Here is a 20062-nt window from a genome sequence, read left to right on the forward strand (position 1 = left end):
GCCAATTTACATCTTTATTAATTTTTGTTTTATTGGCATAATGTTATTAAAGAGATAAAGTGGGTGAAATGATGACAGGGGATCAATATTCAATTAAAGAGGCTTTGCTTTTCAGCCAAAGAATTGCTCAGCTAAGCAAGGCGTTATGGAAGACGATAGAAAAAGATTGGCAGCAATGGATTAAGCCCTATGATTTGAATATAAATGAGCACCACATTTTGTGGATAGCTTATCATCTTAAAGGTGCTTCCATTTCTGATGTAGCAAAATTTGGAGTAATGCATGTTTCGACCGCTTTTAATTTTTCCAAAAAGTTAGAGGAAAGAGGATTGCTTCAATTCTCCAAAAAGGAAAATGATAAAAGAAATACCTATATTGAAATTACGAAAGAAGGGGAAGAGATACTATTAAATTTAATGGAATCCTTCAACCCGGCAGGCAATACCATTACAAAAGGTGCGATGCCAATTCGAAATATTTACGGTAAATTTCCTGAATTTATCGAACTTATGGCGCTTGTTCGCAATATTTACGGAGAGGATTTTGTGAAAATATTTGAAAAATCCTTTCACAATATTGATACAGATTTTACGGAGGACAATGGCAAAATCAAAAAAATATCTTTGCAAAATGAGCATTCTTAAGAAATATTTTTCTTTAAGGTTTGCATTAATTCAGGAAATATTTTTTGATCGATACATGCCATAATTACTTCTTTAGGATCCAGTTTAGGATTTAACCTTTCTTTAAATTTGATAAAAAGCGGAGAATAGAAGACGAATTTTTCCGCTTTTAAATCTTCATACTCCTTGCATAAGCTCTCACAAAGCTCGTAGAATTTTGCAACTTCTTCCTCTGTTAATTGATTTTCAATGATTAAATGATAGAAAGCAAAGCCTTCTTTTTGCGACATTTGTAAAAGCAATGATTGGTAATATTCCATTCTTTTCAATCGATCTTCGAAATTTTCCATATTGCAACCTCATTTAATCTCTAATTGTTGTTAGTTCTTTATCCAGTAAATATATACTTTTATACCATACTTTACAACAAATTTTTCCTTGTTTTTCTGTCTATTTGACCTAAAATTTTCTTTCATTCTTGAAATATTAATTAATCCTGGTTTTTGAATGCACGGAAGATAAGTGCATTCATCTTCATTTTTTTGTAACACCATTTTCATCTATCTTTTTTAACAAACTTTTGATATCCTAATTTATAGGAGATATGGGGAGGGGTTATGGATGATCTCCATTTTTATTATTTTTGCTGTTGTTATTTTATATTCCTTTAATAGCTTGACCAACTCGCTTTGTATTCAAAAAGAAATACCGGAAGACCGTCAGCCCAAAGTGTTTATGACCATTAATATTCTCATCACTATTTTATTGCTATCTTCCTATGTAGAAATTATTACTGCCTAAATACAGTACGGAAGTAGGTTACTTTAAACAGACATAATTATTTTAAATTATTTGTGTACATAGAAAGTCAGGCTTGAATAAGAAGCCTGACCCTTTTACCATTTATTTTAGTACACCCAAGCTGCACCGATAATGATGAGCAGAATGAATAGCACGACCAAGAGTGCAAAGCCAGCTCCGTAAGCGCCACCGGACATCATTCAACACCTCCTCTAAATCAGACTATTTATATTTCTTCACATTTCATTCGTTAAGGCATTCTCTAATTGACGGCTATTTCTAACAAAGGTAAGCTGCACCGACTATGATTAAAAGGATAAAAAGCACGACAATTAAAGCAAAACCGCCACCTGCAAAATTCATATATGAATACCTCCTTTTTTTCTTTCCCTTTATGTTATGTGTATTTGACCAAATGGTGTAGAGCAAATGCCTATATGGAATGGGAGAAAGTCTACATTTTGTGAATGACAGCATACAAAGTTCTTTCGATCAAAAAAATAATGAACATTAGAATTCCATGAGAAATCTGATAATATGTTTCTTTTCTGACAAGATTTGTGTTATAGTATGTTTTGTAGATTTATGAGGGAAAAGTGGATAAGCTATTAATTCTTTTTTAAGAATTGGTATGTATCATAGATGGTATTACGCATTGTATGCATATTATGGATCCATCTAAAGCACAAGATTCCTTCATTGGTATAATGGTTGGGAAGAGGTTCTTAACCCCTTATTAGTTGTATACAGAAGATAATCACAGTTGGGAGTTGTTTATGAATGAAGAAATGGGTACTGTCCTTGACACTTGCAGCAAGTATGGTTGGACTAGCAGCTTGCGGTAATAGTGGCAGTGGTAGTGACGTAGTAGTTAAAACAAAAGCTGGTAATATTACACAGGATGAACTGTACACGGCTCTAAAAGACAAATATGGTGAACAAGTTCTTCAACAGCTTATTTTTGAAAAAGTATTATCAAAAAAATATAAAGTATCCTCTAAGGATGTAGATAAGCAAGTTCAAGAAGCAAAGGATCAACTTGGTTCACAGTTTGAATCTGCTCTTCAACAATATGGTTACAAGGATGAGAAAGATTTCCGTAATACCATTAAAGTTGGACTTCTTGAACAAGAAGCTGCAACAAAAGATGTGAAAGTTACAGATAAAGAACTAAAAGATTATTATGATAAAAACGTGAAACCAGATATTAAAGCTCGTCATATCTTAGTAAAAGATTTAAAAACAGCTAATGAAATTGAAGCTAAATTAAAAGCTGGTGAAAAGTTTGAAGATCTAGCGAAGAAATATTCAAAAGATACGGGTTCAGCATCAAAAGGTGGAGATCTTGGATGGTTTGGCCCAGGTAAGATGCTGCCTGCATTTGAAAATGCTGCATACGCATTAAAACTGAATGAAATAAGTAAGCCAGTTAAATCTGATTATGGATACCATATCATTCAATTAACAGGTAAAAAGAAAAAAGAATCCTTTGCAAAAATGAAGCCTGAAATTGAAAAAGAAGTAAAAGCTTCTAAAGTGGACAATTCAAAAATTGCAAAAACAATGCAATCAGAAATTAAAGATGCAAAGGTTAAAATCCAAGATAAGGATTTAAAAAATACATTAGATAATGTATTAAATGCTAGCACATCCAGTACTGGAGCTTCATCTAAATAAATATAAAGAAGGACAAGGAATCATACCTTGTCCTTTTCTTATTTTTAATAATAGATGTGACCATCATCCAAGTTGTTTACGTCGTTCTTTTTCTTCTTTCATTCTTTCGATATATTCTTCGCCTTCTTTTTCAATCCATTCCATTTCTTGATCTCGATCTTCTTTTGCTGTTTTTACAGCCATGAAAGCACTAATTACAATTCCTGCTATAACAAAGTAAATCCAAATTGGCAATGACATGTGCTATTCTCCTTCCTACTGTTTGTCCATTGCTACATTATATGAATCCATTATTCTTTTATGATAAAAGCGTAAAAAAAACTCCCTGACAGGGGAGATTTTTTTTTATAAGAAGCATAGCTCTTTATTTAGTAGCAGATTTTGAGTATTCTTGATTCACAGCTGCTTTTTGATAATTTATAGCAGCGGAACCTAGAGTTTTAGCTGCTACAAGTAAGGCCTTTTCGTTTATATCAAATTTAGGATGATGGTGGGGATATGGAGTATCTACACCATCTGGTTTTGCGCCAGTAAAGAAGAAAGATCCTTTTACATGTTGTAGGTAATAAGCAAAATCTTCCCCACCCATTTCTGGTTCTGCTTCTTGAATTGATTCAATATCCTTAACAAGTTTTGCACTTGATACAAGAAAATCTGTTTCATCATCATGATTAACAACCGCTGGGTAGCCACGATCATAAAGATATTCATAGGTACAATCAGAACTATAACAAGTGCCCTTAACAACTTTTTCGATTTCCTCTTCTATAAAGTCACGTACCTCTTCATTAAAGGTACGAACCGTGCCGATGATTTTTGCAGAATCCGCAATCACATTAAATGCATTATTGGAAACAAAGGATCCAACAGATATAACAGCAGAATCAATAGGATTTACTCGTCGACTGACAATTTGCTGCAGGTTTAAAACTAACTGAGAAGCAACTACTATGGCATCCTTTGTTTTATGAGGTTGTGCACCATGTCCGCCAAACCCTTGAATCGTTACTTCAAAGCGATCAGCTGCTGCCATAATCGGACCTTTGCGATAAGTGATTACTCCGTAAGGGACAGGGGACCATAAATGTGTTCCAAAGATTACATCGACACCCTCGAGGCAACCATCCTTAATCATGGCAATGGCACCACCGGGAGCATATTCTTCTGCGTGTTGGTGAATCATAACGAATTCTCCGGAAAGTTCGTCTTTTATTTCGTTCAATACTTTTGCTAGAACTAGAAGAGTAGCAGTATGACCATCATGTCCACATGCATGCATGACGCCTGGTACAAGTGATTTATATGGTACATCATTCTCTTCCTGAATAGGAAGTGCATCGAAATCTGCACGTAATGCTACAGTACTTCCTGGTTTAGTACCTTTAATTCTAGCAACCACACCATTTCCACCAACATTTTCTCTCACTTCAATCCCTAAATTTTTATAAAAATCTGCGATGTATTTTGCGGTGTTAACCTCTTGAAAGGATAGTTCAGGATGTTGATGCAAGTACCTTCTAATTTCAACCATTTCATGAAAGGATTCATCTAATTTTGTAAAAAGGTTTTCTAACGTAGTCAAAAATAACAGCCCCTTTTTAAGTATTTCTATTATTATATCACGCAAATACAAATATTCTATATTCGAAAATTTTAAGTTAAAAGTATATTCGAATATTTATATAATAGAAATAGAATCATAGCAAAAAAAGGTTTTCTGACTTTTGTACAGGACACCTTTATTACGAAAACTATAGTAGAAATATAGCAACTATGGTGGTTATAACTAACCCGATAACCACAGGTAAAAGGTTTCTTCTTGCCAGATCGAAAGGATCGACATTACAAATAGCTGCGGCAGGGATGAGTGCCCACGGAATGATTGTTCCACCACCAACCCAAATGGCAGTTATTTGGCCTAGTGCGGTTAACGTAGCAACACCTGACCCTATGGCATGACCAAAAAGGGCAGCAATCGATCCATTTAAAGAAAGACCAGAGAATCCTGAACCATCCAAACCGGTAATTACACCGCCAATTGTGGAAGTGATGGCTCCTACTTCCTTTGATAATGGAACGATATTTGCTAAGGAACCACCTAAATCGTTCACAATTCCTTGAGAGGTTTTAGGTAAAAAATCCCCGATTATCGTTTTGAAACCGGCATCTCCTAAATAGAAGAAAGCTGCAATAGGAATAACGGGTCCGAATACCTTAAAGCCAAATTGCAAGCCCTCTATTAAATATTTAGTAGTTTTTTCTAATGCTTGCTTTTTATGGCCGGCTGCAGTTATCAGAAGCAGGATAAGGATAGCGGTACCACCAACTAATGCAGTTGCATCTCCGCCTTGGAGGTTAAATACAACCATTGCTATGATATCGAGGGCAAACAGAATGGGGACCAGAAAGGCAAATAGACGTCTATAAAAAACCGATAATAAATTTGGATTAAATAGCTCATTTTTTTCACTTATTATCGCTGAAGTTTCGGATTTCAGTATTCCTTTTTTCATATCGCGTTTTAATAGAATAAATGCTGTAATAGTTGTTACGACACCCATTATAATAACAAGAGGAATGCTTGCATGAACGACTTCCGAAACAGGGATACCTGCACCATCTGCTGCAAGCTTTGGAGCTCCTTGGATGATATAGTCACCTGATAGCGCGATCCCGTGTCCGAATAAATTCATGGCTACGGCAACACCAAGGGCCGGTAAACCAGCACGTAAGGCAACTGGCAACAGCACAGCTCCTATCAATGCAACTGCGGGTGAGGGCCAGAAAAACAAAGAAATAATCAGCATCACAATCCCAATAATCCAATAGGCAAGTGATGGTGACTTAACTAATTTTGTAAACGGATAAATCATTACATCATTAATTCCTGTTTCCATCAGACTTTTACTCATGGAGACTATAATAGAGATGACAAGTATAATGGAAAGTAGTTCCGTAATAGCATAAATAAAGCTGTTAAAAACACTGCTGATTGAGGCTGTAAGCGATCCTGTTGCTGTTAAAGCAATAAGGAAAATACCAGTAATACAAACAAAGGTTGTGTCGCGTTTAAAAACCATAAATAGGATGATAAGCACGATAAAAGCCAAGTATATCCAATGAACCGAAGTTAAATCTATATTCATTCGTGACGCCTCCCATATTGATTTGGTGGGCGATAGCCCTACGCCTATTTTCAAGATATGATGGAATGCCCAATAGGTGCAGAGGCTAAATTTAAATATTTTCAATAGGTTTTTGGATAAAATGGAATATATTTCAAATTTCAAAAATCCGACTAGAGACGGAGATGGGATATATCGCTTGGACCTTAAAAGGCAAATTTTAAAGGAATATAATAATTGTAAAGAGAAATAAAGGATTTTACCCTTTTTTCTCGAAATTTATAGAGTGAGATTGAAAAGGCGGCGAAGTATTTTGATATTTTCTGCGATATTACTTGTGATTGGAATTGCCCTTCTTTTAATAAATATCGGTGTCATTTCCTTGGAAATGAAAGAACTATTTGTCATGTTTATCCCGATTCTGTTTGTTTTTGCCGGATTATTGTATTTTATTCAGAGCATTCGCAGGAGATCTTCCGGATCCATTTTTCTTGCTTTATTTTTCTTATTATATGGTTCTTTCTTGGAACTAAATCATTATGGTATGATTCATTTTGCCTACCGGGATTGGTGGAGGCTATGGCCAATTTTCTTTATCTATTTAGCTATTAAGAAAATATTTTTTAAGGAAAAAGTGAAATTTTCTATAGAAGCAGATTTTGACGATAAGGATATAGAAGTGATAAAGAACTACAAAAATAAATATAAGAAGAAATATAAGAAAAGCTTTACCCTTATAGGGGATATGGAGTTTAAAAGACAGAATTGGCCATTGAAGTCAATGGATTTGCATAATTTAATAGGTGATTATTATTTTGATTTTAATAAAGCATTTATACCTGAAGAGGAGACGAAAATCACGATAAAAAGTCGGATTGGGGATGTGAAAATGCTGATACCGGAAGATATTCCGGTTCGGATTGTATCGAAAATTAAAATGGGGGATATACGTTTATTTGATATGAATTCTTCCGGTACAAAACCACAGCTAGCGTTTGAATCTCCCAATTATCATGATTCCACTAAAAAAATCGATATTTTAATTGAAGTTGGAATTGGTGACATAAGAATTGACCGTGTGTAGGGAAGGGGGGAGAATAGTGAGAAGGTTTTTAAGCATTCGATTTTGGTTTATCCAGAACTTCTTGACGATGGCGGTTATATGTAGCTTAGTTTATTTTGTCGGTCTGCAATTTTATTTGTTAATTAATCACGAGAGTGTTCTTGATACAAAGAAAATTCTCTTTCTTTCCTTGTTTATGTTTTTAATATTTTCAATATTGAGTATTTACTTCGGGTATCGAAGCGGGAGGTTGTTTCTTCGAAAATTAGATGATGTATTATCATTTGTGTCTATTTTGCGGAGTGGAAAATATTCAGCACGTGTTGAAAATTATGAGCAGGATGAAATTGGCTTGATTTTAGATGAAATGAACCAGCTCGCCGCTTATATACAAGACCAGGTGCGCTCCTTACAGCGGCTCGCAGATGAAAAAACAGAGTTAGTCGATCAGGCGCATCAGGCAGCTGTCATGGAGGAACGCCAAAGACTAGCAAGAGATTTACATGATTCTGTAAGTCAACAACTGTTCGCACTAGGAATGTTATCATCGGCAGCGTTAAGAATCGTTTCGAAGGATCCTTCCCAAGCCGAGAATATGTTGAAACAAATAGCTGGCATTTCTGCCAAGGCCCAAGGAGAAATGAGAGCACTTCTTTTGCATTTGCGGCCTATTGATTTAAAAGGGGATACTCTTGAAGAAGGAATCTATAAATTAGTAAAGGAATTAAAGGAAAAAACAAATCTTGATATTGAGAGTTCAATTAAGGAAATAGATCATTTATCAAAGGCAATTGAAGAGCATGTATTTCGGATTGTACAGGAGGCACTTTCCAATATTTTAAGACATGCACATGCGACAAAAGTAAGGATTAATTTGGAAGTACTAAAGGATCATCTGCATTTATACATTAGCGATAATGGAAATGGATTTAGTTTGGAAAAGAAGGCTATCACTTCATACGGTTTGCAGACAATGCGTGAAAGATGTGAAGAGCTTGGCGGGGTGTTCCAAATTCGCTCAAAAGAAAATGAGGGTACATATATTAATATACGAATACCTTTATAGGGAGTTTTCGTGGGAAATTAATAGACTATGGTATTAGGGTATCTTTCTAAATGATAACTAATTCTAATTAAATTGGGATAGTTTGAGAACAGAGCATTTTGTAGGGGAGGAGGAAAGACATGGAGAAAGTGAAAGTAATGATTGTGGATGATCATGAAATGGTTAGGCTCGGAATTCGTTCCTACCTACTTACGGAGGAAAAAATCGATTTAGTGGCAGAAGCAAGTTCTGGGCAGGAAGCTGCAATCTTGGCAAAAAAACATATGCCAGAAGTCATCTTAATGGATTTATTAATGGAGGATGGAACAGGGATTGATGCCACAAAGCAAATTCTAGCTTTTCATCCTGACTGTAAAATTATCATCCTCACAAGTTATTATGATGATGAGCAGGTTTTTCCAGCGATTGAAGCTGGTGCACATAGTTATCTATTAAAAACTTCTCGGGCAGATGAGGTTACTGCTGCAATCTATAAAGCTATCAGAGGGGAGTCTGTCATCGAACCGAAAGTAGCGCATAAGATGATGAATCGTTTTAGGGGTCCAGTTAAACAGCCTCATGATGAATTAACTGAAAGAGAGATAGAAGTGCTGAAATGCTTAGGTGATGGCATGACTAATCAGGAAATTAGTGATTTCCTTTTTATCGGTGTCAAAACAGTAAAAACGCATGTCAGCAATATTTTAAGTAAATTAGGTGTTTCTGATCGTACTCAGGCAGCTATCTATGCTAATCGCCATAATATCATACTAGAAAGAAAATAAGAGCCAATCGGCTCTTTTATTATTATTTATATAAATTACCCTTCCTCTGGAATTACATATTGTGTAAAATAGGCAGGCCCGGAAAATATACTTTTGAACTCTGCTTCGGTATTGGCTTTATGAGCTTCTTCAAATGAGTTGGAGTGTTTCCAATCAGAATATGCTTTTTCATTTTCCCATAGGCTAAAACCTATATAGGTATCTCCTTTTAAGGGACGCAGTAATCTTATAGCCTTAAACCCAGAGACTTGCGTAATGGCTGGAATTCTTTCCTTGAATCGATATTCAAATACTGGTCTTCCTTCGTCAGTTACCGGTACATGGTTAAAAACAGCTAGTCCTTTGCAGTCAAGTTCTCCCGATCCTTCTACAACTTGATATTTTCGAGGTACCTCAAATACTGACTTTTTAGTTGTTTCATGTAACAGCAGCGAATTTTGGCCGTTCTGCATTAAAATCATATTTTCGTTAGCATACTTTTTTTTTATTTTTTCTAGAAAATCATAAGTACCTGTTGTTATATAAACATACATATAATCACCCCATCCTATGAACTTCACCTTATTTTCTATATTATATCCATTCCCTTTGAGAAAAAGTATAAACAAAGGCATATATTGTTTGTAAAATGGTAATAGATTCTTATTGTCGAGTCTAGCGTCTAACGGTCAAAGCGTCTCCACTATCTGATAAAAAGTAAGAATTTATGACAATTAATTTGCTTTACTATACTTTTAGCTGTAAAACGTCTATAGTAAAAACTGACTATAAACGGATACTATTTGTATATATACAAGAGATTGTACTGCTTGAAAGGTGGCCATTTTGCAGATGACTAAATTAATAAATGATACTCTCATTAAAGCGGCGAGAGGTGAAAAAACCAATCACGTGCCTGTTTGGTATATGCGTCAAGCAGGACGTTCACAGCCAGAATACCGTGCTCTGAAGGAGAAATATTCCTTATTTGAAATCACACATCAGCCAGAATTATGTGCTTATGTAACAAGATTACCTGTTGAACAATATGATGTCGATGCCGCAATTCTCTATAAAGATATCATGTCACCCCTTCCTTCCATCGGTGTAGATGTAGAAATTAAATCCGGTATTGGACCTGTTATTAATAATCCGATTAGAACCGTTGCGGATGTTGAAAAGCTTGGAGAAATACATCCGGAAGAGGATGTTCCATATGTTTTAGATACAATCAAGCTGTTAACTAAAGAACAATTAACCGTTCCATTAATAGGTTTTGCAGGAGCTCCATTCACTGTATCCAGCTACATGATTGAAGGTGGACCTTCTAAAGATTATAAAAAAACAAAAGCATTTATGTATACAGAACCGAAGGCTTGGTTTATGCTAATGGACAAGCTGGCAGATATGACCATTACATATGTACGATCACAAATTAAAGCAGGAGCTAGTGCGATTCAAATCTTTGATTCATGGGTCGGGGCTTTAAATGTGGATGACTATCGAACTTTCATTAAGCCTGTAATGACAAGAATTTTTTCTGAACTGAGAAAAGAGAATGTTCCTCTTATTATGTTTGGAGTTGGGGCAAGTCATCTTGCTTTAGAATGGAATGATCTTCCTTTGGACGTGGTTGGACTAGACTGGCGTTTACCAATTCGTGAAGCTCGTACTAAGGGAGTGAATAAGGCGGTTCAAGGTAATTTAGATCCAGCTGTATTATTAGCGCCATGGGACGTTTTAGAGGAAAGGGTTAAAAGCATCTTGGACCAAGGAATCGAGCTTCCTAGTTATATCTTTAATCTCGGGCACGGAGTATTCCCGCAAGTTGATCCCGATGTCCTAAAACGATTAACAGCTTTTATACATGAATATAGTGCAATGAAATTAAGTGAAATGAGGTAAGAAGGATGGCAAAAAAGAAAATGGGACTTCTTGTCATGGCATATGGTACGCCATACAAAGAAGAAGATATTGAGCGTTACTATACACATATCCGTCATGGTAGAAAACCAACCCCCGAAATGCTGGAGGATTTACGAAGTCGGTACGAAGCTATTGGGGGAATTTCTCCGTTGGCTAAAATAACAGAAGAACAAGCATACGGTTTACAAAATCGCTTGAATGAAGTGCAGGATGAGATTGAATTTAAAGCGTACATAGGCTTAAAACATATTGAACCATTTATTGAAGATGCAGTGAAGCAAATGCACGATGATGGAATAGAGGAGGCAGTGTCCCTTGTTCTAGCACCTCATTTTTCTACTTTTAGTGTGAAATCTTATAATGAAAGAGCGAAGGAAACTGCTGAAAAACTTGGTGGACCAAGCATTACATCTGTAGAAAGCTGGTACAAGGAACCAAAGTTTATTCAGTATTGGGTAGATAAGGTCAAAGATACTTATCAAAGCATGAGTGAAGAGGAAAGACATTCCGCTTGTCTGATTGTTTCTGCACATAGTTTGCCGGAAAAAATTCTTCAATACGGGGATCCATATCCTGAACAACTGAAGGAAACAGCAGAACTAATTACGGAAAAAGCTGGTATTACGGAATATGCTCTTGGATGGCAAAGTGCCGGCAATACACCCGATCCATGGCTAGGTCCAGATGTTCAAGATTTAACTCGTGATCTTTATAAGGAAAAAGGGTATAAGGCATTTGTTTATATTCCGGTTGGATTTGTGGCAGAGCATTTGGAAGTTCTTTATGATAACGACTATGAATGTAAAACGGTAACGGAAGAAATTGGTGCAAGCTATTATCGTCCTCCAATGCCAAATGCAAGACCCGAATTTATTGATGTATTGGCAACGGTAATTTTAAAGCATTTGCAATGAAAATGTTCGCTCCTTTTCGGGGCGGATTTTTTTATTGAAAAAACTATTTTATTCCCTTGATTCTCTATAATGGTTATGCTATATTATACCTTGTGAAACTAATTGACCGTTTTGGTATTTTGGTCATTTCGGAAAAGTGGTGAAATCATTATTGGCTATTGATCGCAGGAAATTAATTATCGAAGCAGCAACTAAATCTTTCTCCTTATTTGGATACAAAGCCACTACTATGGATCAAATAGCAAAGCTTGCGAATGTAGGAAAAGGAACTATTTATACTTTCTTCAAAAACAAAGAAGATCTATTTTATGAAATCATTACTTCCTTGTTAAAAGAAATGAAAGAGGCTGCCGAACAATTTATGCACTCTGATCTGCCTTTTCATGAAAAGGTTGACCGCACGCTCTATAAGCTACTGGAATTTCGAAAGGAACACCAATTATACATCAAGCTTTTTCAAGAAGAAAGTGATATTGGAACGCCGGAAGTTCAAGAAGTAATGCTTCGAATTGAAGAATCCATCCTAAACTATATTAAAAATATTATTTTGGAGGCAATTCAAAATGGCGAAATTAAAGAGTGCGAACCGGAGATAACTGCTTTTGTTATTTTAAAATTATATATCTCCTTAATTTTTGATTGGGAAAAGCATCATGAACCACTGAAAAAAGAAGAAATCTCTAAATTGTTTAAACTTTATTTATTCCAGGGATTATCAACTTGATGGTCCTACATTTTTTGGAATGAATTGACCAAATGAATAAAACGGTCATTAAAATCTATTAATGGAGGTAAAAACGTCATGTTTCTCGCAGAATTAAAGAAAATCCTCCGTCATCCAATGTTGTTAATATCAACATTAGCTATTACGTTTGTGCCAATTATGTATGCAGGAATGTTTATATGGTCCTTTTGGGATCCATATGGACACTTAGATCGCTTACCTGTCGCGGTAGTGAATAACGACAAAGGTGCTGTATTGGACGGAGATCATTTAAAGCTTGGAAAAGAGCTTGCGGATAACTTAAAAGATAGTAAAGATTTTGATTTTCATATCGTGGATAATAAGAAAGGACTCAAAGATCTTAAAAATCAGAAATATTACCTTTTAATTGAGATACCACAAAACTTTTCTAAAAATGCTACTACTTTAATGGATGATAAGCCTAAAAAATTAGAGCTTAACTATATTCCAAATGAGGGTGCCAACTATCTCTCCTCAAAAATAGGCGATTCAGCTATGAAGGAAATAAAGGCATCTGTTTCAAAAGAAGTAACAGCAACTTATGCGGAACAAATGTTTAGCAAAATAAAGGAAATGGGAAAAGGATACGCTCAAGCAAGTGATGGTGCATCTACTTTATACGATGGAGCCAAAAAACTAGACAGCGGATCTAAGACAATCAAAGAAAATCTTGAAACATTAGCATCAAAATCCGTTGAATTTCAAAATGGTGTAAATTCAGCCGCAAGTGGTTCCAGTGAAGTAGCGAGCGGAGCATCAGAACTTGCAAATGGCCTTAGTCAACTAAAAAATGGTAATGACCAGCTCCTAACAGGGGTAAAAAGTGCAAGCAAAGGTTCTGCTGATTTGGCCGATGGAAGCAAAGAATTAACAATTGGCTTACAAGATGCGGACAGTGGTGCCAAACAACTTGTAGCGAATACAAATAAAATTCACCAAGGTGCACAATCTTTAACAGACAATCTTGGTGCCCTAGAAAATGGTACATCGAAAACAGCAGACGGCGCAAAACAAGTTCATGATGGAATCGCTGCACTTAAAGATCAATTAGAACCTTTAATGGGTACATTGCCAGCTCAACAAAAAGCAGTCTTGCAAGCAACGTTGGATCAATTAGAAAAAGGAAGCAATGATGTTGCGAATGGTGCTGGTCAACTTAGCACATCAACCAGCAAGCTTCAAGCTGGAGCAAGTACTCTATCTGATTCTGTAAATCAGTTAAACCAACAAGGGATTAAACCATTACAAAATGGATTAGATGCTCTATTAGCTGGCTCACAAAAATTAACAGCTGGTGCTAACAAATTAAATGCTGGCCAAACGGAGCTGCTTCAAGGTATGACCGTATTTAATCAAAAGTTAGCAGACGCTAATAGCGGAGCAAGTAAATTGGCATCAGGTAGTGAGCAGTTAAATACCGGGATAGGTAAATTAGCAGATGGATCTGGCAAGATTAGTGAAGGTACTTCACAATTAGCAGATGGATCCAAAGATTTAAACAGTGGAACAAATAAATTAACGGATGGATCCAAAGAATTAAAGAATAAATTGAGTGATGCTGCTGATAAATCCAGTTCCGTACACGCAAATCAAAAAACATATGATATGATGGGAAATCCTGTTAAGGTTGATAAAGAAGAAGTCAACAAAGTTCCTAATTACGGAACAGGTTTGGCACCATATTTCTTATCCTTAGGATTATTCGTCGGAGCTTTATTGTTAACGATAGTGTTTAATGTAAAAAATCCTGTTATTACACCTAAGAATGGATTCCTCATGTTTACTAGTAAATTCGGTATTATGGCGATAGTTGGTATTATTCAGTCTCTTATTGCTGCTGCTATTGCCATTGGCGGAATTGGTCTAGATGTAAAAAGTATACCTGTATTTATTTGTACAGAAATCGTAACAAGCTTAACTTATATGGCATTAATATTATGTTTAACTGCCTTATTAGGTGATCCTGGACGTTTCTTAGCGATCATCATCTTAATTTTACAATTAACTAGCAGTGCAGGAACTTTCCCACTTGAGTTATTGCCACCTGCATTGCATCCAGTTCATAATGTACTGCCTATGACATTTTCGCTTAATGCATTTAAAGCAGCCATCTCGACTGGTGATTTTGGTGTTGTATGGCATAACTTAGGATTAATGCTAATTTACTTGATTGCTTTTGTAATAATCACGATTGTGTATTTTACAATAAAATACAAAAAATCACATACAATGCAAACAGAGCAAGCAGCATAAGAAAAAAGTTAGGGCAGATGCCCTAACTTTTTTTAATCTAAAGCCTTTAAGTCTTTTATAATTTCCTCAGGCTTAAAGTTCTTGCCTCCAGAATAGTCCTTAATAATTTCACCTTTTTTATTGATTAGGTAGAAACTTGTGCCATGAACAACTTGTGTATCATTTTCAGGCTTCTTCACAAGTTCTTTAAATTTATCCAATGCTAGCTTTTCGATATCCTTTTGTGCATATCCCGTTAATAAATGCCATGTGGAAAAATCCGGCTGAAAATGAGAAGCATAATCTTTCATGCGCTTCGGGGTATCCACTTCAGGGTCTACGCTAAAAGAAACAAAGTGTACATCTTTTAGCCCCTCCTTCTTTGCCTTTTTCTGGAGTTCACTCATTTGGTAAGTCAATTGTGGGCAGATAGTGGTACAGCTTGTGAAAATAAAATTTGCTACCCAAACTTTTCCTTTTAAGTCCTTCATACCGAAAGATTTACCGTTTTCATCGGTATAAGTAAAGTTTCCAACTGGTTCGCCTTTTTTGTTGCTTAAGGAACTGCATGCGCTAAGACTAATTATAGAAAAAACCAATAATAGCAAAAGAGGTATACGTAAATTTTTCAATATGTTACCCTCCAAAAATATATTATATGTATTTGCCTTCATTATAGATGAAATATAAAGTAAAAATTGGTTTATGGTCAAATATTCATGAAATGCTCAAATTTATCGACATGTTTTTGGATGATAAAAAATGTCAACACTTATTAACAAAACAGGCATTTCTTATCTTGATTTAATGTTAACATAAAAAATATAAAGTACGATGGAGGTATGATGATGTCTCGTAAAATACTTATGCTATTCTTTACATGTATTACAGTTTTCGCCTTATCTGCTTGTGGAAGCCATTCCAATACATATGAAAAAAAAGCGCCGGTGGAGTTAAAGGTAGCTTTAAAAGTGCCGAATAATGCAAGTGTTAACGAAAAAGTAGCTTTACAAGCATTAGTAACACAAGGTAAAGAAAAGGTTAAAGATGCCGATGATGTGAAATATCAAGTATGGGAAGGCGACAACACAAACGATAGTAAATTCATCAAGGCAAAAAATGATAAGAATGGTAATTATTCTGCCAGTTTTGTTTTTGACCATGCTGGAACTTATCAAGTACAAGTTCATGTGGAAGCAAGAGATCAGCATGTAATGCCAAAAACGAAAATCACAGTAAGTGAAAAATAAGGACAAGCATAGCTGTCTCGAATGGTGCCAGGCACCTTTTGAGACAGCTTTCTACATGATAATATGTCTTACTCATTAGAATTTAGGTAAAATGGAGTATACTAAAAATTGATATGAAATGTCTATTGAACTATAATTTTAGGAGGATACATATGAAACTAACTGTAATAGGGCAATGGGGTGGCTACCCAAAAGTAAATGAAGCAAGTACCGGATACTTACTAGAACATGGAACATATAAATTATTAATTGACTGCGGGAGTGCCGTTTTGTCGAAGATGCAAAATTTTGTACAACCGGAAGATTTAAATGCCGTGATCATTTCTCATTATCATCCAGATCATGTAGCTGATATTGGTGTGTTGCAGCATGCTTTGATTATTGGTAAATACATGGATAAAAATATTCAAACGCTTTCTATTTATGGGCATCAAGAAGATGAGAGTGGATTTCAATCTCTGAATTTCCAGGATGTGACCAAAGCTGTACCGTATAATCCTAGCGAAACTCTGCAAATTGGACCATTTTCTATTACCTTTTTAAAAACCAAGCATCCTGTTCCATGCTATGCCATGAGAATTGAAGCGGAGAATCAGGTAATTGTCTATACTGCAGATACATCCTATATAGAATCTCTTAATGAATTTGCTAAAGGAGCGGATGTACTGCTTTGTGAATGTAATTTTTATGGAGATATGGATGGTTCCGGTGCTGGACATATGAATAGCTATGATGCGGGAAATCTTGCGCATATTGCAGGGGCAAAACGCTTAGTCCTAACCCATCTCCCACAATACGGCGATCTGGAACAATTAAAATCAGAGGCAGCCGAGAAGTTTTCAGGAGAAGTGATGCTTGCCTATTATGGAATGGGCATTCAGCTGTAATTAGATTTTTTGAATTTGGAGTGAGACAAATGTTATTTATTGATAATAAAGGTATTCATGATCCTCAAATTAACTTAGCGATTGAGGAATACGCATTAAAAAACCTTGACCCAAATGAAACATATCTTTTATTTTACATTAACCAACCATCTATCATCATCGGTAAGAATCAGAATACGATAGAGGAAATTAATACAGAATATGTAGATAAAAATGGAATCATTGTTGTTCGTCGCTTATCTGGCGGTGGTGCTGTTTACCACGACCTTGGAAACCTAAATTTTAGCTTTATTACAAAGGATGATGGGGAGAGCTTCCACAATTTCTTGAAGTTTACGGAGCCAGTGATTAAAGCATTGAAAAAATTAGGAGTAGACGCTGAACTCAGTGGCCGCAACGATATTCAAGTAGGCGAACGGAAAATTTCCGGTAATGCTCAATTTTCAACAAGAGGACGCATGTTCAGCCATGGTACATTAATGCTCAATTCTGAACTTGAAAATGTGGCATCCGCATTGAAAGTAAAGAAAGACAAAATTGAATCAAAAGGCATTAAATCAGTTCGAAGTCGAGTTGCTAACATTTCAGAGTTTCTAGATAAAAAAATTACTATTGAGGAATTCCGTCAGCTTCTTTTAGAATCAATTTTTGAAGGGCAGAATCCAATTCCAGAATATAAGCTTACCGATGAAGACTGGGAGAAAATCCACAAGCTTTCTAAAGAAAGATATCAAAATTGGGATTGGAATTACGGAAAATCACCAAAATTCAATCTTCAACATTCCCATCGTTTCCCTGTCGGAAGCATTGACGTTCGCTTAGATGTCAATAAAGGTCTGATTGAAACGTGTAAAATATACGGCGATTTCTTCGGTGTCGGTGATGTGGAAGACATTGAGAACAAACTCACCGGAGTTCGTTATGAACGTCATGAAATTGAAAAAGCACTCGAAGATGTCGATGTAAAACACTACTTCGGTAACATTACAAGGGACGAGCTAGTAAACTTAATCTATTAATTTTTGGGACCCTTTCACTTATTGAAAGGGTTTTTTGTTCGTTTGATAGGAGCTCTTTAAAGCAAGTACACCTACAAGAGGAGTGCCAAAAATGGGTACTAACGAATAGGAGGAGAATCAGAACTATCGTTAAAACAGAAAGAATTTTTGCACCTAAAGTTATTAAAAAAAGAAATATTTGTTAAAATCAATGAAAGAGAAAGTGTAAAGGGGAATAGGGATGTTTAAGATATTCATAATAGAAGACGATAGACAGTTAGTAAAACTCTTGCAGGAGCATTTACATAAATTTGGCTTTGATACTAAATCTGTAGTAAATTTTGAATCAATACGGTCTGAGTTTGAACAATATTCACCACATCTTGTTTTACTGGATGTGAACCTACCTAAATATGACGGATACTATTGGTGCAGACAAATTCGAAACATCTCCACTTGTCCTATACTTTTTATTTCGGCCCGTGATGGAAAAATGGATCATGTAATGGCATTGGAAAATGGAGGAGATGACTATATCACAAAACCATTTGACTATGAAATTGTAATCGCGAAGATTAATAGCCAGCTGCGCCGTGCATATGGGGATTACTCTGGTTCTCCCAATGAGCGGTCTGTGGATGTGAATGGATTAAAGCTCGATGTTGAGCGTCTTTTACTTTCCTTAAGGGACAATATGGTCGATCTTAGTCATACAGAAGCAAAAATATTAGATGAATTAATGAAGAAACAGGAATGTGTGGTAAGTCGTGACCGTTTACTTGAAAAAATATGGGATGACCAAGCATTTGTAGATGACAATACATTAAATGTTTATATTACTCGTGTAAGAAAGAAATTAGCATCGTTACAAATTGAAGATGCGATTGAAACTATTCGCGGCCAAGGTTATCGGCTTAATCCGAATTGGGGGGATGTGGAATGAAGCTTTTCTTACGAGAACAGTTTCCCCTCATTCTTTTTTATATTGTCCAACTTTTTATCATCACCATTGTTTATTGGCTGGATGGCTATAGACATTTAACCATCTCATTATATGCTGCATTACTTAGCAGCTGTTTGCTTATAAGCTATCTAGTTTTTCGTTACATAACAAATCGCAGCTTCTACAAGCGCTTAGAAAATCCTCTATCCAGTATGGATGAATTTATGAATGTTGACCACAGTACTCCATTAGCTGTAAGTCTTCACGAACTATTAACAAGTCAATTTAGACATTACAAAACTGACTTGCAAGATTATAGTCGGAAACTTGATGGCCATATTCAATTTATTAATCAGTGGGTTCATCAAATGAAAACTCCTATATCGGTTATACATTTAATGATACAAGATAAGGATGAATCTCCTTATACGGAAATTGGAGATGAGTTGGAGAGGTTGAGGAAAGGTTTAGAAATGGTCCTTTATATTTCGCGACTGAATACTTTTGATCGGGATTTTTATGTTGAAACATTATCGCTTGAAAAAATTGTTCGATCGGTTTCTTCTGCGCAAAAACGATTATTTATACGAAAGCATGTATTTCCAATGATTGAAGTGCCGGAGAATCTTCAAGTAACATCAGATGAAAAATGGCTATCATTTGTCCTTACTCAGCTCATTACAAATGCAATTCGCTACACTATTCATGAAAATCGCAAAATCTATTTTCGTGGGTTTACACGCGGGATACATTCTGTTCTTGAAATACAAGATGAAGGCGTAGGCATCCCGAAAAGTGATTTGCCTCGTGTCTTTGATCCTTATTTTACTGGTGAAAATGGCCGCCATTTTCAGGAATCAACAGGGATGGGTCTATATCTGACAAAACAAATTTGTGAAAAACTTGGACACCGCATCGAAATAGAATCTACCATTAACAAGGGAACCATAGTACGGATTATCTTTTAAAAGGGTGCCTGGCACCACCTAGACAACAAACTTCCTGTCGAATTTGTACCTTACAATTTTGTAAGATAACTGTAAGCTAGCGAAATGGTTGTATGGATGAG

Annotated in this window: 23 protein-coding genes; 15 read left to right on the forward strand and 8 right to left on the reverse strand. The window is 35.8% G+C overall.

Annotated elements, in window-relative coordinates:
- The first annotated feature begins 71 nt into the window (after window positions 1–71).
- Entirely contained in the window at window positions 72–644 is a 573-nt protein-coding gene (locus CWO92_RS01030) for an HTH-type transcriptional regulator Hpr (protein ID WP_101352328.1), read from the forward strand.
- Here the strand turns inward: CWO92_RS01030 and CWO92_RS01035 are convergent.
- On the reverse strand, window positions 641–973 hold the full coding sequence (locus CWO92_RS01035) for a DUF1878 family protein (protein WP_101352329.1): 333 nt from the start codon (window positions 971–973) through the stop codon (window positions 641–643). The two genes, CWO92_RS01030 and CWO92_RS01035, sit on opposite strands and share 4 nt — an antisense overlap.
- Before the next feature lie 271 nt (window positions 974–1244).
- On the opposite strand from CWO92_RS01035, the gene CWO92_RS01040 reads away from it, so the two are divergent.
- Complete coding sequence (locus CWO92_RS01040; RefSeq protein WP_101352330.1) at window positions 1245–1424, forward strand: hypothetical protein; 180 nt, start codon at window positions 1245–1247, stop codon at window positions 1422–1424.
- Between the two features lie 107 nt (window positions 1425–1531).
- On the opposite strand, the gene CWO92_RS01045 is transcribed toward CWO92_RS01040, so the two are convergent.
- Together CWO92_RS01045 and CWO92_RS01050 are read right to left on the reverse strand one after the other, a co-directional pair.
- Window positions 1532–1621, reverse strand: coding sequence for a YjcZ family sporulation protein (locus tag CWO92_RS01045; RefSeq protein ID WP_101352766.1), 90 nt, complete (start codon window positions 1619–1621; stop codon window positions 1532–1534).
- An 82-nt stretch (window positions 1622–1703) separates the two neighbouring features.
- Window positions 1704–1787, reverse strand: a complete 84-nt coding sequence (locus tag CWO92_RS01050) for a YjcZ family sporulation protein (protein ID WP_101352331.1) — start codon at window positions 1785–1787, stop codon at window positions 1704–1706.
- 417 nt (window positions 1788–2204) lie between these two features.
- Here CWO92_RS01050 and CWO92_RS01055 point away from each other — a divergent pair, with 417 nt between their 5' ends.
- Entirely contained in the window at window positions 2205–3101 is an 897-nt protein-coding gene (locus CWO92_RS01055; protein ID WP_101352332.1) for a peptidylprolyl isomerase, read from the forward strand.
- Between the two features lie 63 nt (window positions 3102–3164).
- Here CWO92_RS01055 and CWO92_RS01060 read toward each other — a convergent pair whose 3' ends face one another.
- The 3 genes from CWO92_RS01060 to CWO92_RS01070 all read right to left on the reverse strand — a co-directional run bounded on the left by CWO92_RS01060 (window position 3165) and on the right by CWO92_RS01070 (window position 6247).
- Window positions 3165–3341 carry a sporulation YhaL family protein gene (locus CWO92_RS01060; RefSeq protein ID WP_101352333.1) on the reverse strand — a complete coding sequence of 59 codons (177 nt, stop codon included), beginning with the start codon at window positions 3339–3341 and terminating at the stop codon, window positions 3165–3167.
- 124 nt (window positions 3342–3465) lie between these two features.
- A complete protein-coding gene (locus CWO92_RS01065; protein WP_101352767.1) occupies window positions 3466–4632 on the reverse strand; it encodes a M20 metallopeptidase family protein in 1167 nt (388 codons plus the stop codon).
- Between the two features lie 220 nt (window positions 4633–4852).
- A complete protein-coding gene (locus CWO92_RS01070) occupies window positions 4853–6247 on the reverse strand; it encodes a hypothetical protein (protein WP_101352334.1) in 1395 nt (464 codons plus the stop codon).
- A 292-nt stretch (window positions 6248–6539) separates the two neighbouring features.
- Between CWO92_RS01070 and liaF the strand changes: the two genes are divergently transcribed.
- From liaF to CWO92_RS01085, 3 genes are all read left to right on the forward strand, one after another.
- The gene (gene liaF, locus CWO92_RS01075; RefSeq protein ID WP_101352335.1) at window positions 6540–7310 is read left to right on the forward strand and encodes a cell wall-active antibiotics response protein LiaF; all 771 of its coding nucleotides are present in this window, start codon (window positions 6540–6542) and stop codon (window positions 7308–7310) included.
- Window positions 7311–7326: 16 nt separating this feature from the next.
- Window positions 7327–8355: a sensor histidine kinase gene (locus CWO92_RS01080; RefSeq protein WP_233269816.1), complete on the forward strand. Its 1029-nt coding sequence runs from the start codon at window positions 7327–7329 to the stop codon at window positions 8353–8355.
- A gap of 119 nt (window positions 8356–8474) precedes the next feature.
- Window positions 8475–9119 carry a response regulator gene (locus CWO92_RS01085; protein WP_101352336.1) on the forward strand — a complete coding sequence of 215 codons (645 nt, stop codon included), beginning with the start codon at window positions 8475–8477 and terminating at the stop codon, window positions 9117–9119.
- 35 nt (window positions 9120–9154) lie between these two features.
- On the opposite strand, the gene CWO92_RS01090 is transcribed toward CWO92_RS01085, so the two are convergent.
- Window positions 9155–9652, reverse strand: coding sequence for an antibiotic biosynthesis monooxygenase family protein (locus CWO92_RS01090; RefSeq protein WP_101352337.1), 498 nt, complete (start codon window positions 9650–9652; stop codon window positions 9155–9157).
- A gap of 298 nt (window positions 9653–9950) precedes the next feature.
- On the opposite strand from CWO92_RS01090, the gene hemE reads away from it, so the two are divergent.
- From hemE to CWO92_RS01110, 4 genes are all read left to right on the forward strand, one after another.
- The gene (hemE, locus tag CWO92_RS01095; protein WP_101352338.1) at window positions 9951–11003 is read left to right on the forward strand and encodes a uroporphyrinogen decarboxylase; all 1053 of its coding nucleotides are present in this window, start codon (window positions 9951–9953) and stop codon (window positions 11001–11003) included.
- Window positions 11004–11008: 5 nt separating this feature from the next.
- A complete protein-coding gene (hemH, locus tag CWO92_RS01100) occupies window positions 11009–11938 on the forward strand; it encodes a ferrochelatase (protein ID WP_101352339.1) in 930 nt (309 codons plus the stop codon).
- Between the two features lie 151 nt (window positions 11939–12089).
- Window positions 12090–12662, forward strand: a complete 573-nt coding sequence (locus CWO92_RS01105; RefSeq protein WP_101352340.1) for a TetR/AcrR family transcriptional regulator — start codon at window positions 12090–12092, stop codon at window positions 12660–12662.
- Between the two features lie 78 nt (window positions 12663–12740).
- A complete protein-coding gene (locus CWO92_RS01110; RefSeq protein WP_101352341.1) occupies window positions 12741–14936 on the forward strand; it encodes a YhgE/Pip domain-containing protein in 2196 nt (731 codons plus the stop codon).
- Between the two features lie 32 nt (window positions 14937–14968).
- On the opposite strand, the gene CWO92_RS01115 is transcribed toward CWO92_RS01110, so the two are convergent.
- Window positions 14969–15547: an SCO family protein gene (locus tag CWO92_RS01115; RefSeq protein WP_233269818.1), complete on the reverse strand. Its 579-nt coding sequence runs from the start codon at window positions 15545–15547 to the stop codon at window positions 14969–14971.
- A 216-nt stretch (window positions 15548–15763) separates the two neighbouring features.
- On the opposite strand from CWO92_RS01115, the gene CWO92_RS01120 reads away from it, so the two are divergent.
- From CWO92_RS01120 to CWO92_RS01140, 5 genes are all read left to right on the forward strand, one after another.
- A complete protein-coding gene (locus CWO92_RS01120; RefSeq protein ID WP_165786587.1) occupies window positions 15764–16165 on the forward strand; it encodes a FixH family protein in 402 nt (133 codons plus the stop codon).
- Between the two features lie 152 nt (window positions 16166–16317).
- Window positions 16318–17052: an MBL fold metallo-hydrolase gene (locus CWO92_RS01125; protein ID WP_101352343.1), complete on the forward strand. Its 735-nt coding sequence runs from the start codon at window positions 16318–16320 to the stop codon at window positions 17050–17052.
- A 29-nt stretch (window positions 17053–17081) separates the two neighbouring features.
- On the forward strand, window positions 17082–18071 hold the full coding sequence (gene lplA / locus CWO92_RS01130) for a lipoate--protein ligase (protein WP_101352344.1): 990 nt from the start codon (window positions 17082–17084) through the stop codon (window positions 18069–18071).
- Between the two features lie 220 nt (window positions 18072–18291).
- Window positions 18292–18993: a response regulator transcription factor gene (locus tag CWO92_RS01135; protein WP_101352345.1), complete on the forward strand. Its 702-nt coding sequence runs from the start codon at window positions 18292–18294 to the stop codon at window positions 18991–18993.
- Window positions 18990–19961 (forward strand): sensor histidine kinase, encoded by a 972-nt coding sequence (locus tag CWO92_RS01140; protein ID WP_101352346.1) that lies wholly within the window; start codon window positions 18990–18992, stop codon window positions 19959–19961. The genes CWO92_RS01135 and CWO92_RS01140 overlap by 4 nt, the downstream gene beginning before the upstream one ends.
- Window positions 19962–20062 lie beyond the last annotated feature (101 nt).

The organism is Heyndrickxia camelliae (genome assembly GCF_002844575.1).
Classification (GTDB): Bacteria; Bacillota; Bacilli; order Bacillales; family Bacillaceae_C; genus Margalitia; species Margalitia camelliae.

Bases quoted from the DNA above. Each gene is read 5' to 3' on its own strand.
- CWO92_RS01030 (WP_101352328.1), top strand. From the start codon at position 72: ATGACAGGGGATCAATATTCAATTAAAGAGGCTTTGCTTTTCAGCCAA.
- CWO92_RS01035 (WP_101352329.1), bottom strand. From the start codon at position 973: ATGGAAAATTTCGAAGATCGATTGAAAAGAATGGAATATTACCAATCA.
- CWO92_RS01040 (WP_101352330.1), top strand. From the start codon at position 1,245: ATGATCTCCATTTTTATTATTTTTGCTGTTGTTATTTTATATTCCTTT.
- CWO92_RS01045 (WP_101352766.1), bottom strand. From the start codon at position 1,621: ATGTCCGGTGGCGCTTACGGAGCTGGCTTTGCACTCTTGGTCGTGCTA.
- CWO92_RS01050 (WP_101352331.1), bottom strand. From the start codon at position 1,787: ATGAATTTTGCAGGTGGCGGTTTTGCTTTAATTGTCGTGCTTTTTATC.
- CWO92_RS01055 (WP_101352332.1), top strand. From the start codon at position 2,205: ATGAAGAAATGGGTACTGTCCTTGACACTTGCAGCAAGTATGGTTGGA.
- CWO92_RS01060 (WP_101352333.1), bottom strand. From the start codon at position 3,341: ATGTCATTGCCAATTTGGATTTACTTTGTTATAGCAGGAATTGTAATT.
- CWO92_RS01065 (WP_101352767.1), bottom strand. From the start codon at position 4,632: ATGGTTGAAATTAGAAGGTACTTGCATCAACATCCTGAACTATCCTTT.
- CWO92_RS01070 (WP_101352334.1), bottom strand. From the start codon at position 6,247: ATGAATATAGATTTAACTTCGGTTCATTGGATATACTTGGCTTTTATC.
- CWO92_RS01085 (WP_101352336.1), top strand. From the start codon at position 8,475: ATGGAGAAAGTGAAAGTAATGATTGTGGATGATCATGAAATGGTTAGG.
- CWO92_RS01090 (WP_101352337.1), bottom strand. From the start codon at position 9,652: ATGTATGTTTATATAACAACAGGTACTTATGATTTTCTAGAAAAAATA.
- hemE (WP_101352338.1), top strand. From the start codon at position 9,951: ATGACTAAATTAATAAATGATACTCTCATTAAAGCGGCGAGAGGTGAA.
- hemH (WP_101352339.1), top strand. From the start codon at position 11,009: ATGGCAAAAAAGAAAATGGGACTTCTTGTCATGGCATATGGTACGCCA.
- CWO92_RS01110 (WP_101352341.1), top strand. From the start codon at position 12,741: ATGTTTCTCGCAGAATTAAAGAAAATCCTCCGTCATCCAATGTTGTTA.
- CWO92_RS01120 (WP_165786587.1), top strand. From the start codon at position 15,764: ATGTCTCGTAAAATACTTATGCTATTCTTTACATGTATTACAGTTTTC.
- CWO92_RS01125 (WP_101352343.1), top strand. From the start codon at position 16,318: ATGAAACTAACTGTAATAGGGCAATGGGGTGGCTACCCAAAAGTAAAT.
- lplA (WP_101352344.1), top strand. From the start codon at position 17,082: ATGTTATTTATTGATAATAAAGGTATTCATGATCCTCAAATTAACTTA.
- CWO92_RS01135 (WP_101352345.1), top strand. From the start codon at position 18,292: ATGTTTAAGATATTCATAATAGAAGACGATAGACAGTTAGTAAAACTC.
- CWO92_RS01140 (WP_101352346.1), top strand. From the start codon at position 18,990: ATGAAGCTTTTCTTACGAGAACAGTTTCCCCTCATTCTTTTTTATATT.